The organism is Burkholderia sp. PvR073 (genome assembly GCF_054055695.1).
Window position 1 is genome coordinate 1 of record NZ_JBSRXO010000013.1, and the last position, 13,566, is coordinate 13,566.

Consider the following 13,566-nt stretch of genomic DNA (forward strand, 5'->3'; position numbering starts at 1 on the left):
GATGGTGCCCAGGAGAGGACTCGAACCTCCACGATGTTGCCACCGCTAGGACCTGAACCTAGTGCGTCTACCAATTCCGCCACCTGGGCACGTTTCGCTTGCTGCGATGCGAAGACCGCTATTGTAGCGTGTTCGAAGAAGCTGTCAACACAATTTGAGCGACGGCGATAAAAATATCGTGCGTTGCATGGGCGGGGCATCAGACTCCGATCGGCTCCGCACGCTTAGCCGTGAAATTCCAGCGCAGTGCATCGCCCGTGTCGACGCGGGCGGGCAGCAAGCCGGCTGCGAGGAACGTATCGGCGATCTTCTGCTGCTCACCGAAATTCTGCGTGACCACGGCGCGCACGAGATAGCTGCGTCGCGCGTTGGCGCGCTCGATCGTCTTCGCGTCGAGTCCCCAGATCGGCGCAAGGGTATCGGCGGCTTCCCGCTGATGCTCGCGCAGCCACGCGCCGGCCTGTGACAGACGGTCGAAGACGATCTGGATGACGTCGGGGCGCGCGGCGGCAAAGCTGCTCGACGCGAGGTAATAACGCTGGTACGAAGCAAGCCCGTTGCCGTCGGCCAGAATCCGCACGTCGGGGTTCGAGTCGACGGACGCGACATACGGATCCCACGTAATCCACGCATCGACGCTGCCGCGCTCGAACGCCGCGCGGCCATCCGCCGGTGTCAGGTAATGGATCGCGGCGTCGGTTGGGGCGAGCTTGGCGCGCGCGAGTGCGGCAAGCAGCAGATAGTGACTCCCGGCAGCCTTCGTGACGGCGATGCGCTTGGCTCTGAGATCGGCGAGCGTGCGCAGCGTGCTGTCGTTCTTGACGATGATGGCCTGCGCTTTGGGCGACGGCGCTTCCTGTGCGACGTACACGAACCGCGCATGCGCGGCCTGTGCGAAGACGGGAACCGTGTCGGCCACGTCGGCGCTGAAATCGATCGCGCCGACGTTGAGCGCTTCGGTCAGCGGCAAGCCGCTCGCGAATTCATGCCACGACACGCGCAGGCCCAGCGGCGCGAGCGACTGCTCGAGCGTGCCGCGCGTCTTGAGCAGCGTGATGAGCGTCGACGATTTCTGATAACCGATGCGCAGGGTGGATGGCGTGTTTTCGGCGTGCGTCCGGATGCCGGCGGCGCTCAGGCCGGCGGCCAGCATCGCCTGCGCGAATGCGCGGCGGTTCATCGACGTCATGGAGCGGGTTCCCCGTTGGGTTCGTTGAAAGCAACGCGGCTAACGTACCAACGGGAAGGGCAATCGATAACCGATTAATTCTGCTATCGATCGGAGTGACGGGCATATGGTGCGGCCAGTGCGCGTAAGGCAAGGCCGGAAATGAAAAAAGGCCGGCATAAGCCGACCTTTTCAAAAAACAGATGGTGCCCAGGAGAGGACTCGAACCTCCACGATGTTGCCACCGCTAGGACCTGAACCTAGTGCGTCTACCAATTCCGCCACCTGGGCACGTTTTGCAGTAGCTGCCTGCTGCAAAGAAGCGAAATTATAGCGCCCCAATTATCCGTGTCAACACATTTTTGCGATGCGCCGCGAACCGGCCGCCGCGGCGCCTGCACGCGGCATTCGCGGTTATTTGGCGACACTGTCGGATGATAGAATGATCCGCCGCCGTCACTATAGAACTGTCTGACGGACACTTCTATGTTGATGCCGTGCACCATCAGTCAACGCAACGAGAACAATCATCGACAAACCCTTGAGCAAATATCCGTACCCCATTCCGAGCCGTGAAGAAATTCTCGGCGTGCTGCGTACGAGCGACGCGCCGCTGGCCGCCAACGACATCGCCGAAGCGCTGTCGATCAAGCGCCAGGAACGCGAGGGGTTCTTCCGGCGTGTCGCCGCAATGGAACGCGACGGCCAGATCCGCCTCGACAAGCGCGGCCACTACCAGCTCACTCATCCGTCGAACTTCGTTGCCGGTCGCGTGCAAGGGCATCGCGACGGCTACGGCTTCGTGATCCGCGACGACGGCCAGGACGACCTGTTTTTGCCGAACGGCGAAATGCAGAAGGTGATGCACAACGACCGCGTGCTCGCGCGGATCGTCGGCTACGATCGCCGCGGTCGGCCGGAAGGCCATGTCGTCGAGGTCACCGAGCGCGCGAACAAGCGCGTGATCGGCCGCCTGCTCAACGAGAACGGCGCGCTGATCGTCGCGCCCGAAGACAAGCGCATCGGCCACGACATCCTGATCACGCAGAACGTGAAGAAGGCGAAGGTCGGGCAGGTCGTCGTCGTCGAACTGACCGACTTCCCGAGCCGCCACTCGCAACCGCTTGGCCGCGTCGTCGAAGTGCTCGGCGATATCGACGATCCGGGCATGGAAATCGAGATCGCCGTGCGCAAGTACGGCGTGCCGCACGAATTCGGCCAGCGGGCGCTCAATGATGCCGCCGCACTGCCGGACGCGGTACGTCCGACCGACCTGCGCTTCCGCGTCGATTTGCGCGACGTGCCGCTCGTGACGATCGACGGCGAGGACGCCCGCGACTTCGACGATGCCGTCTACTGCGAGCCGACCAAGGTCGGTCGCGGCGACGGCTACCGCCTGATCGTCGCGATCGCCGACGTGTCGCACTACGTGCAGCCGGGCAGCGGCCTCGACGCCGACGCGCTGGAGCGCAGCACGTCGGTCTATTTCCCGCGCCGCGTGATCCCGATGCTGCCGGAGAAGCTGTCGAACGGGCTGTGCTCGCTGAATCCGCAGGTCGACCGCTGCGTGCTCGTGTGCGACATGGTGATTACCGCGCGCGGCGAGATCAAGGCGTACCAGTTCTATCCGGCGGTCATCCATTCGGCCGCGCGCCTGACGTACACCGAAGTCGCGGCCGTGCTGTCGAACACGAAGGGGCCGGAGGCCGCGCGCCGCGCGGACCTGCTGCCGCACCTGCAGGACCTGTACGGCGTCTACAAGGCGCTGTTCGCCGCACGCCAGAAGCGCGGTGCGATCGACTTCGACACGACCGAGACGTACATCGTCTGCAACTCGCAGGGCAAGATCGAACAGATCGTGCCGCGTCAGCGCAACGATGCGCACAAGCTGATCGAGGAATGCATGCTGGCCGCGAACGTCTGCGCGGCCGACTTCCTGAAGCGCAACAAGCATGCGGGCCTGTACCGCGTGCACGCGGGGCCGACGCCGGAAAAGCTCGAGAACCTGCGCGCGTTCCTGCGCGGCATGGGCCTGTCGCTCGGCGGCGGCGAGAAGCCGCATGCGAGCGATTATGCGGCGCTGATGGCGCAGATTCGCGACCGGCCCGACGCGCAGATGCTGCAGCCGATGCTGCTGCGCTCGATGCAGCAGGCCGTCTACAGCCCGGACAACATCGGTCACTTCGGTCTCGCGTATGAGGCCTACGCGCACTTCACGAGCCCGATCCGCCGCTATCCCGACCTGCTCACGCACCGCGCGATCTACGCGATCCTGTCGGGCAAGAAGTACACGCCGAAGGCGCCGGACGGCTTCGAGCTGAACACCGCGCTGTCGCCGCGCGCCCGCGCGATGCAGCAGGCCGACGACGAAGCGCGCGGCCGTTCGCGCGTGAATACCGCGATCTGGGAAGAACTCGGCCTGCACTGCTCGGCGAACGAGCGGCGTGCCGACGAAGCGTCGCGCGACGTCGAGGCCTGGCTCAAGTGCTACTTCATGCGCGACAAGCTCGGCGAGGAATACGGCGGGATGGTGAACGGCGTCACGTCGTTCGGCATCTTCGTGCAGCTCGACACGCTGTTCATCGAAGGGCTCGTGCACGTCACGGAACTCGGCTCGGACTACTTCCAGTACGACGAGATCAAGAACGAGCTGCGCGGCGAGCGCACGGGCATCCGTTATCGCCTGTCGGATCGCGTGCGCGTGCAGGTGAGCCGCGTCGATCTCGATGCGCGCAAGATCGACTTCCGCCTCGTGCGCGACACGCCGGTGAAGGTGCCGCGTCCGGCACCGGCGCCGGCCGTCGTCGGCAACGGTAACGATCGCGGCGGCCCGCGTGTGCGCTCGTTGCCGCCGGTGGAGGAAGCCGCGCCGCGTCGCAAGCGGACGGCCAGCGCACCGACCGCCGCGGTGAACGACGCGCGTGCGGCGAAGAAGAAGGGCGGCGCGCCGGCGAAGACGGCCGCGAAGAAGACACACGCCCGCAAGAAGTATTGAGCGTTCGGGGCGGCGCACGCGCGCGCCCTTGCAGTATCGAGAGACGCCGCGTTCTACCGGTCACCGGCCGGCAACGCGGCGCTTTCCTTTTCCATGGATCGCGGCTGCGCACGTCGCGCGGCCGCACGTTTGATCGAAGGTTGTTCCAGTCATGTCACGTCTGAAGGTTCTTTACGGTTTTCATGCGGTGACCGCACGTTTGCGGCACGATGCATCGACGGTTGCGGAGGTGCTGTACGACCAGACGCGCCGCGACCGCCGCATGCAGGACTTCCTGCACACCGCGAAGGAAGCGGGCGTGCGGCTGATCGCGGCCGACGAAACCCGCCTGTGGGGCCTCGCGCATACCGAGCGCCACCAGGGCGTCGTCGCACGCGTCGAGGACGTTCCGCTCGCGCAGAACCTGTCCGAATTGCTCGACGGCATCCAGGGCCCGGCGCTTCTGCTGGTGCTCGACGGTGTCACCGATCCGCACAACCTGGGCGCATGCCTGCGTGTCGCCGATTCGGCAGGCGCGCATGCGGTGATCGCGCCGCGTGACCGCGCGGTCGGCTTGAACGCGACCGCGGCGAAAGTCGCGAGCGGCGCGGCCGACACGGTGCCGTACATCACGGTCACGAACCTCGCCCGCGCGCTGCGCGAGCTGAAGGAAGCGGGCGTATGGATCATCGGCACGTCGGACGACGCGTCGGCGACGCTGTACGACACGAAGCTCGACGGCCCCGTCGCCATCGTGATGGGCGCGGAAGGCGAAGGCATGCGCCGGCTTACGCGCGACACCTGCGACGACGTGATGAGCATCCCGATGGCCGGCAGCGTGGAAAGCCTGAACGTGTCGGTTGCAAGCGGCGTGTGCCTGTACGAAGCGGTGCGGCAGCGGCGCGTGAAGGGCTGATTCGCCGGCTGACTGACGGGCCGACTGACGGGCTGACGCACGCGGTCTCGCGCGATGCGCGGGCCGCCATGACCCGAACGACGCGTGCCGCGATTGTGCGCGGCACGCGGCCCCGGAACTCGCGAACCATGACCCTGATTCGCCTCGGCGCATCGTGCGCCATCCTTGGCCTGCTGGCCGCCTGCACGTCGCCGTCGCTGATCGAGCGCGGCGGCTACTACGCCGACACGAGCCTGCACGCGCGCGGCGCCGATGCGCGGATTCGCTTTCTCGTGATGCATTACACCGAAAGCGACGAACCGAAATCGCTACGCACGCTGACGGGCGATTCGGTCAGCGTGCACTACGTCGTGCCGCCGCAACCGCGCATCGAACACGGGATGCCGGTCGTCTATCAGCTCGTTCCTGAATCGAAGCGCGCATGGCATGCGGGCATCAGCGAATGGCAGGGCACGACCGAGCTCAATGCGGCGTCGATCGGCATCGAGAACGTGAATCGCGGCCCGCTCGATCCGCAAAACCTCACCTGGCAGCCGTATTCGCCCGCGCAGGTCGATGCGCTGATTCACCTGTCGAAGGATATCGTCGCGCGCTACGGGATTGCGCCGACGCGCGTGGTCGGACACAGCGATATCGCACCGCAACGCAAGATCGATCCCGGTCCGCTGTTCCCGTGGCATGCGCTCGCGCAAGCCGGCGTCGGCGCATGGCCGGACGATGCGACCGTGGCCGCGCGGCTCGACGGTCGCGATCCGCACGCGCTCGTCGACGTGCGCGAATTGCAGCTGAAGCTCGCGCGCTACGGTTACGACGTGCCGACCGACGGCGTGCTCGACGTGCGCACGCGACGCGTATTCGCCGCATTCCAGATGCACTTCCGGCCATCCGACTACGCGGGCAATCCGGACGCCGAGACCGACGCGATCGCACAGGCGCTGCTCGACAAGTATTTCCCCGCTGCGCCCGCCGGCAACGCGTCGGCCAACGGCACGCCGTGACCGTCGGCGTGGCCGGGGCCGACATCCGCGCGGAAAAAGCCCGGGGCGTCTTGCGAGTCCGGTAAACTGGCGGTTTTCCGCAATCCCGCTGTATTCCCACCTCATGACTCAAGACGAACTCAAACGCCTGGTCGGCCAGGCGGCCGCCGATTATGTGATCCAGAACGTGCCGGAAGGCGCCGTGATCGGCGTCGGCACCGGCTCGACCGCCAACTGCTTCATCGACGCGCTCGCGGCCGTCAAATCGCGCTATCGCGGTGCCGTGTCGAGCTCGCTCGCGACGACCGAACGCCTGAAATCGCACGGCATCAAGGTGTTCGACCTGAACGAGGTCGAGTCGCTGCAGGTGTATGTCGACGGGGCCGACGAGATTGACGCAAGCGGTGCAATGATCAAGGGCGGCGGCGGTGCGTTGACGCGCGAGAAGATCGTTGCGTCGGTGGCCGATACGTTCGTCTGCATCGCGGACGGCAGCAAGCGCGTGCCGATGCTCGGCGCATTCCCGCTGCCGATCGAGGTCGTGCCGATGGCGCGCACGGCGATCGGCCGGCGCGTGACCGCGCTCGGCGGCGTGCCGGTGCTGCGCGTGACGCAGGACGGCGCGCCGTACATCACCGACAACGGCAACGAGATCATCGACGTGAAGGGGCTGCAGATCGCCGATCCGCGCGGTTTCGAAGCGCAGGTCAACGCGTGGCCGGGCGTCGTGACGGTCGGCCTGTTCGCCGAGCGCGGCGCGAATCTGTGCCTGCTCGGCACGGCGAACGGCGTCGAGACGATCGTTTATCCCGGTTAATCAAAACTGAATGAGAAGCAGTCCGTAATGGCGTCAAGAAGCCGTAATGGATTGCATGTTTAAATCTTGTTGAAGTCCCGGCCCGGCAAGCGCAGCGCGCTTTCCGGGCTTTTTTTGAAGCCTTATAAATCACCTCTTCCAAAAGAGGGATAACCCTGTCAGGTGTTTACCAGATAGCGGAATATCCCCGAAATCATCAACTTATAGATCATAAGAACAGTCGTAACCAGGGCCGGCGGAACTGCGGAGCAGGTGTTCGCAAATCGACGCACGGGGAGGTGTCATGGAGCAGGGCAAAGACCGGTCACTGGTCGCCAAAGTGATGGATGGGCTTGTCGCGGGTATCGTCGAGGACAAGTACGGCGGCATTCTGCCGCCGCAGGACGTGCTGTCGAAAGAGTTCGACGTGAGCCGCACGGTGATGCGCGAAGCATTATCGATGTTGCTTGCGCGCGACATGCTCGACGTGCGTCCGAAAGTCGGTACGCGCGTTCGACCGATGCGCGACTGGCGCATGATCGATGAAGACGTCGTGAGTTGGCGGTTTCGTGCGAAACCGGATCCGCAATTCATGCGCGACGTCATCGAATTCCGGATGCTGATCGAACCGCGCGCGACCGCGCAGGCGGCGGTCCGTGCCACGGCCGTCGACATCGCGGGTATCCGTGAGGCGTTCGACGCGTTCAAGGTGTTGCAACCGGGCGACCCCGGCTACGACACGGCGGACGAACTGCTGCACACGCGGATCGTCCAGGCGAGCGGCAATCAGTTCTTCCAGCAGATGGCGGCGATCGTGCGCGGCGCGGTGCGGCTCGTGAATCCGCGCGTCGTGCAGAAGGATGGCGCGCACGACATCGCGGTCAAGGCGCATGCGCGCGTCGTCGATGCGATCGAACGTCGCGATCCGCGCGAAGCCGAAGCGGCATCGCTCGCCCTGATCGATTTCAGCGCCGACGAGATCTCGCGCGATTTCTCCGTCGACGTGCCCATGCGCGCCTGAATCCACCCGCGTCGCTCAGCCGTGAGCCGGCGAGCCGTTTATCATGACGGCCGGCCGGCAGCGTGTCGGCCACCGTCATACGAACGACACGGAAGATCCGGATGAACGACTTCGACAACCGCCCGGTGCGCTTCGGCATCGTCGGCGCAGGCAGCATCGCACGCCGTTTCGCGCAAAGCCTCGCTCACGTGCCGGGTGCCGTGCTCGCCGGCGTGTGGGCACGCCGCGCCGACGCGGCAGCCGCCTTCTGCGACAGCTGCGGCGGCACGCCCGCGGCCAGCCTCGACGCGCTCCTCGCGAGCGACATCGACGCGATCTACATCGCGACCCTCCACGACAGTCATGCGCAATACGCGCAGGCGGCGCTCGCCGCCGGCAAGGCCGTGCTGTGCGAAAAGCCGGCGACGCTGAACGCAGGGCAACTCGACGCGGTGCTGGACGCGGCGCGCGCTGCCGGACGGCTCTTCATGGAAGCGATGAAGCCGCCGTTCTTTCCGCTGTACCGGCAGTTGCGTGCGCACTTGCGTGACGATCCGATCGGCGAGATCCGGCTCGTGCGCGCGGGCTGCGCGTCGTCGTCGGTGCCGGACGATCATTCCGTCTATCGTCTCGATCGAGCCGGCGGCGCGCTGCTCGACATCGGGATCTACGAAGCGTTTCTCGCGGTCGACTGGCTCGGCGCCGCACGCGACGTGCAGACGCTCGGCCGTGTCGGCGCGACGGGCGTCGACGTCTTCGCGAGCCTGAACAGCCGCCACGCGAATGGCGGCATCGCGCAGCTCTTTTGCGGGCTCGACGTGATGGGACGCGGCGACGCGCTGATCGCCGCGGCGGGCGGGCACGTGACGATTCACGAGAAGTGGTGGAACCCCACGCGGGCGACGATCCGCTATGCCGACGGGCGTACCGTCGAACTCGATGCACCGTTCGACGGTGGCGGCCTGAACTACGAGACCGCGCATTTCTGCGACCTGCTGCGCGCGGGTGAACTGGAGAGCCCGATCATGACGCACGACCATTCACGACAGATGATCGCGATGACCGACGCGGCACGCGCGGCGCTCGGCGTGCGCTATTCGGGCGAGTAGGCGGGAAGGAAGGGGCCGGGCGCGCATCCGCGGCCCGGCGAGCGATGCAACGTGCTCAGCGCCGCGCTCAGTGCCGCGCGGGCAGCGACAGGCGCTTTTCGTACCAGCGCTGGACCCATTCGAGGATCTGGCACAGCACCCAGTAGACAGCGGCGGCGGCAAGGTACAGCGGCAACGGCTGATAGGTCGCCGCGATCACTTCCTGCGCGCTGCGCAGCAACTCGGTCACGGTGATCACGGACACGAGCGACGTGTCCTTGATCAGGCTGATCAGGCTGTTCGACAGGCTCGGCACCGCGATGCGCAGCGCCTGCGGGCCGATCACGTAGCGCAGCGTCTGCCCCCACGACAGCCCGAGGCTGTAGGCGGCCAGCCATTGGCCGCGCGCGATCCCGTTGATCGCGCCGCGCATGCTTTCGGACATGTAAGCGGCGACGTTCGCGGACAGCGCGATGACGCCGGCCGGCGTCGGATCGAGCGAGATGCCGAGGCTCGGCAATCCGTAATAAATCACGAAGATCTGCACGAGCAGCGGCGTGCCGCGCATCAGGCTCACATACGCGCGCGCGAGCCACGCGAGCGCGTTGACCCAGATGCGTTCGAAGCCTTCGAGCGGTTCGCTTTGCCGGATGCCCATCATCGCGAGCATGACGGCGCCGAGCAGGCCGAACACCATCGACAGCACGGCGAACTTGACGGTCAGTACGGCACCCTGGGCGAGCACCGGCAGCGATTGGACGAGCAGGGACGTTGTCGACATGGAATACGAAGCGAGTGCGTGCGCGAAAGCGCAATCATAAACCGGACCGATAAAACAAAGGGCGGCATCGTTTCGGATGCCGCCCATTCCGGCCCGCCGTCAGGCGGGAAACAGAGGCGTGCTTACTTGATCGGCTTCGTCACGTCGATGCCGAACCACTTGTCCGAGATCTTCGTGAACGTGCCGTCGGCCGCGAGTTGCGCCATGGCGTCGTCGATCGCCTTCTGGAACTTCGGGTTGCCCTTCTTGAACGGGATGCCCGACGGATTCGCCGAGCCGACGTTCGCGCCCGGACGCAGCGGCAGTTGCGAGTTCTTCGTCAGGTACGCGAGCATCAGGCGGTCGTTCAGTGCCGCGTCGAGACGGCCCGCCGCGAGGTCGCGCAGGTACTCGGGCGCGCCCGGGTACGTCTTCACGTCGATGCCGGGCACCGACTTCGCCATGTCCATGTAGTTCGTGCCGAGCGCGACGCCGAGCTTCTTGCCCTTCAGGTCGTCGAGCGACTTGAACTGGCGCGTATCGTCCTTGCGCTGGATCAGCTGCGCGGACGAGTACGTGTACGCCGGCGAGAAGTCGAGCGTTTCCTTGCGCTTGTCGGTGATGCCGACCTGGTTGGCGATCACGTCGAACTTGCCGGCCTGCAGGCCCGCGATGATGCCGCTCCATTCGGTCGTGACGAACTCGGCCTTCACGCCGAGCTTCGCGGCGACGGCCTTTGCGATGTCGACGTCGAAGCCGACGAGCTCGCCTTGCGGGTTCTTCGAGTTGAACGGCGGGAACGTGCCTTCGAGGCCGACGCGCAGCGTGCTGCGTTGCTTCACCTCATCGAGGAGGTCGGCCGCATGCGCGGTGGCGGCGGCGAACGACGTGCCGATCAGGCCGGCAACGAGCAGCTTCTTCAGCAGCGAAATTTTCATCGTGTGAGCTTCCTTGCCCCCGGCGGGGCGCTTGAGTCTGACAATGGGGTCGATCATAGCAAAAATGCAATCGACCACTAAATATCGTTTGTTTATGACTATATTACGCGGTGCGTTCGCGCGCGATGGCCTTCACGCATTCGGCCACGAGCGCGGGGCCGCGATAGATGAAGCCCGTATACAGCTGGACCAGCGATGCGCCGGCCGCGAGCTTCACGCGTGCGTCCTCGCCCGAGAAGATGCCGCCGACGCCGATGATCGGCACCGCGCTGCCGACTTCGGCATGCAGCTTGCGGATCACTTCGTTCGAGGCGTCGAACACCGGGCGGCCCGACAGGCCGCCGGCTTCGTCCGCATGCGGCAGGCCCTGCACGGCCGCGCGCGACAGCGTCGTGTTGGTGGCGATGACGGCTTCGATCTTGTGGCGCAGCAGCGTGTCGCCGATTTCCTTCACCTGTTCGTCGTCGAGATCGGGAGCGATCTTCAGCGCGAGCGGCACGAGCTTGCCGTGCAGGTCGGCGAGGCGCTGCTGCTTGTCCTTCAGCGCGGCGAGTAGCGCGTCGAGTTCGCCCGCGCCCTGCAACTGGCGCAGGTTCTTCGTATTCGGCGACGAAATGTTGATCGTCACGTAGCTCGCGAACGGGTACACGCGCTCGAGGCAGTAGAGATAGTCTTCCGCGGCGCGCTCGATCGGCGTGTCGGCGTTCTTGCCGATGTTCAGGCCGAGGATGCCGCGATAGCGGGCCGCCTGGACGTTCTTCACGAACTGGTCGACGCCGTGGTTGTTGAAGCCCATCCGGTTGATCAGCGCGTCGGCCTGCGGCAGGCGGAACATCCGCGGGCGCGGATTGCCCGGCTGCGGGCGTGGCGTGACGGTGCCGACCTCGATGAAGCCGAAGCCGAGCGACGCGAGGCCGTCGATGGCCGCGCCGTCCTTGTCGAGGCCGGCGGCGAGGCCGACCGGGTTGCGGAACGTGAGCCCCATCACGGTGCGGGGCGCATCGGGCACGCGCGCCGACAGCGCGCAGGCGAGGCCCGTGCGGCCGGCCGCGCCGAGCGCGCGCAGCGTGAGGTGGTGAGCGTCTTCCGCATCCATCTTGAACAGGGATGCGCGGGCCAGCGGATAGAGGGAACTGAACACGGGAATTGGGCGGACGGCCGGAATGAATGACAACCCGCTATTTTACCGGGAGTTGCGCGGCAAGGGCGGGCTTCGCTTCGCGCGCGCCGGCGGGGGCGCTTCTCGTGCGGTGCGGCGGCGCATGCACGGGCGGAAAGGGTGCCCGTTGCAGGCGCGAAGCCGCGCCGCGGGAGGGCCCGTCAACCCGACCCGGAATGTCCGCCCGGCAGCGGCGCGCGCGCCAGTGCCGCGTCGACCGGCGGCAGCTCGACACGATCGGGATCGAGTATTTTCCAGCGGCCGTCGAGCAACCCTTCGAGTGGATGGAAGTTCGCCTTGTAGGCCATCTTCGGGCTCTCGCGGATCCAGTAGCCGAGATACACGTACGGCAGGCCGAGGCTCTTCGCCTGTTCGATCTGCCACAGGATGTTGTAGGTCCCGTAGCTCGTGTGCTGGTCGTCGGGTTCGAAGAACGTGTAGACCGACGACAGTCCGTCGCCGAGGATGTCGATCATGCTGACCATGCGCAGCTTGCCCGGCTCGCCGCCCGGCGCGTCGAGGTCGCGGAATTCGACGAGGCGCGAATTGATCCGGCTCTGCAGCAGGAACTGCTCGTACTGGTCGCGGCTGTCGCGGTCCATGCCGCCGCCCGCGTGGCGCGCGGACTGGTAGCGCATGTAGAGCGCGTAGTGCTCCTCGTCGTAGTGCAGCGGCGAGACGGTCGCGACGAGCGCGCGGTGCCGCTTCCACATTCGGCGCTGCGTGCGCGACGGCGTGAACGCGCCGACCGGCACGCGCACCGGAACGCAGGCGCGGCAGCCGTCGCAGTACGGGCGATAGGTGAAGACGCCCGAGCGCCGGAAGCCGGCCTTTACGAGCTCGGTATAGATGTCGGAGTTGATCAGGTGGCTCGGCGTCGCGACTTGCGAGCGCGCGATGCGGCCGTCCAGATAGCTGCACGGATAGGGCGCCGTTGCATAGAATTGCAGCGCCGAAAGCGGTGAAAGCGGCAGCTCAGTCGGGTGAGTCATGGGCAGCTCTCGATGCAGGGAAGGAGTGCCGCGCTAGCGCTCGATCCCGGAGGGCGCCGCCGGTTCGGCGGGGCCCGTCAGCGCGGCGAGCACGCGCTTGTCGAACTGCCACGGAATCGGCGGTTCGGCCACCGCGCGGCGCACGTGAGCAACAAAGGCCTTGCGTGCGATCTCGCGGCCACCGAGCGACGCTAGATGCGACGTATTCTGCTGGCAGTCTATCATTTCCAGCCCCTGCTCGCGAAGGTGGGCGACCAGCGTCGCCAGCGCGATCTTCGACGCATCGGTGGCATCCGCGTACATCGACTCGCCGAAGAACATCCGTCCGAACGTAACCCCGTACAGACCGCCGATGCGGCGCCCGTCGTGCCACGTCTCGATGCTGTGCGCGTTGCCGGAGCGGTAGAGCGACGTATAGGCGTCGATGATCTCGGCGGTGATCCAGGTGCCGCGCTGCCCGCGGCGCGGCGCTTGCGCGCACGCGCGCATCACGCCCGCAAAGTCATGGTCGACGCGCACTTCCCACGCAGGTTCGCGCAGCACGCGCCTGAGCGTCTTGCGCAGCGACGGTGACACCTTGAATTCGGCCGGTGCGAGGATCATCCGCGGGTCGGGGCTCCACCACAGCACGGGCTGGCCGTCCGAATACCACGGGAAGATGCCGCGCAGGTAGGCCTCGATCAGGCGCGACGGCAGCAGGTCGGCACTCGCGGCGAGCAGTCCCGGCGCGCCGGTCGCGGGACCCAGTGCGCGTTCGACGGGCGGAAACGGATCGTCCGGGCCGAGCCAGGGGACCAT

Annotated in this window: 12 protein-coding genes and 2 tRNA genes; 6 read left to right on the plus strand and 8 right to left on the minus strand. The window is 66.2% G+C overall.

The features are described from left to right. Window positions 1-2: 2 nt before the first annotated feature. From ACVK00_RS28995 to ACVK00_RS29005, 3 genes are all read right to left on the minus strand, one after another. Window positions 3-89, minus strand: a tRNA-Leu gene (locus ACVK00_RS28995). Between the two features lie 110 nt (window positions 90-199). After that, complete coding sequence (locus ACVK00_RS29000) at window positions 200-1,189, minus strand: aliphatic sulfonate ABC transporter substrate-binding protein (protein ID WP_284891613.1); 990 nt, start codon at window positions 1,187-1,189, stop codon at window positions 200-202. 183 nt (window positions 1,190-1,372) lie between these two features. Next, window positions 1,373-1,459, minus strand: a tRNA-Leu gene (locus tag ACVK00_RS29005). A gap of 250 nt (window positions 1,460-1,709) precedes the next feature. Here ACVK00_RS29005 and rnr point away from each other — a divergent pair. From rnr to ACVK00_RS29035, 6 genes are all read left to right on the plus strand, one after another. Then, a complete protein-coding gene (gene rnr / locus ACVK00_RS29010) occupies window positions 1,710-4,163 on the plus strand; it encodes a ribonuclease R (protein WP_228907516.1) in 2,454 nt (817 codons plus the stop codon). A gap of 151 nt (window positions 4,164-4,314) precedes the next feature. Beyond that, window positions 4,315-5,058, plus strand: a complete 744-nt coding sequence (gene rlmB / locus ACVK00_RS29015) for a 23S rRNA (guanosine(2251)-2'-O)-methyltransferase RlmB (RefSeq protein WP_011656749.1) — start codon at window positions 4,315-4,317, stop codon at window positions 5,056-5,058. 128 nt (window positions 5,059-5,186) lie between these two features. Next, the gene (locus ACVK00_RS29020; RefSeq protein ID WP_284891612.1) at window positions 5,187-6,056 is read left to right on the plus strand and encodes an N-acetylmuramoyl-L-alanine amidase; all 870 of its coding nucleotides are present in this window, start codon (window positions 5,187-5,189) and stop codon (window positions 6,054-6,056) included. Between the two features lie 103 nt (window positions 6,057-6,159). After that, a complete protein-coding gene (rpiA, locus tag ACVK00_RS29025; RefSeq protein ID WP_284891611.1) occupies window positions 6,160-6,852 on the plus strand; it encodes a ribose-5-phosphate isomerase RpiA in 693 nt (230 codons plus the stop codon). Between the two features lie 283 nt (window positions 6,853-7,135). Further along, on the plus strand, window positions 7,136-7,852 hold the full coding sequence (locus tag ACVK00_RS29030; protein WP_166721538.1) for a FadR/GntR family transcriptional regulator: 717 nt from the start codon (window positions 7,136-7,138) through the stop codon (window positions 7,850-7,852). Between the two features lie 101 nt (window positions 7,853-7,953). After that, complete coding sequence (locus tag ACVK00_RS29035; RefSeq protein WP_284891610.1) at window positions 7,954-8,940, plus strand: Gfo/Idh/MocA family protein; 987 nt, start codon at window positions 7,954-7,956, stop codon at window positions 8,938-8,940. A gap of 67 nt (window positions 8,941-9,007) precedes the next feature. Here ACVK00_RS29035 and ACVK00_RS29040 read toward each other — a convergent pair whose 3' ends face one another. The 5 genes from ACVK00_RS29040 to aat form a co-directional block, all read right to left on the minus strand. Continuing rightward, on the minus strand, window positions 9,008-9,700 hold the full coding sequence (locus ACVK00_RS29040; protein WP_006758016.1) for an amino acid ABC transporter permease: 693 nt from the start codon (window positions 9,698-9,700) through the stop codon (window positions 9,008-9,010). Between the two features lie 122 nt (window positions 9,701-9,822). Next, a complete protein-coding gene (locus ACVK00_RS29045; protein WP_284891609.1) occupies window positions 9,823-10,617 on the minus strand; it encodes a cystine ABC transporter substrate-binding protein in 795 nt (264 codons plus the stop codon). Window positions 10,618-10,720: 103 nt separating this feature from the next. Beyond that, the gene (locus ACVK00_RS29050; protein WP_006751029.1) at window positions 10,721-11,758 is read right to left on the minus strand and encodes a quinone-dependent dihydroorotate dehydrogenase; all 1,038 of its coding nucleotides are present in this window, start codon (window positions 11,756-11,758) and stop codon (window positions 10,721-10,723) included. A gap of 179 nt (window positions 11,759-11,937) precedes the next feature. Then, window positions 11,938-12,768, minus strand: a complete 831-nt coding sequence (locus ACVK00_RS29055) for an arginyltransferase (protein ID WP_166721541.1) — start codon at window positions 12,766-12,768, stop codon at window positions 11,938-11,940. 33 nt (window positions 12,769-12,801) lie between these two features. After that, window positions 12,802-13,566 carry a leucyl/phenylalanyl-tRNA--protein transferase gene (aat, locus tag ACVK00_RS29060; RefSeq protein ID WP_166721542.1) on the minus strand — a complete coding sequence of 255 codons (765 nt, stop codon included), beginning with the start codon at window positions 13,564-13,566 and terminating at the stop codon, window positions 12,802-12,804.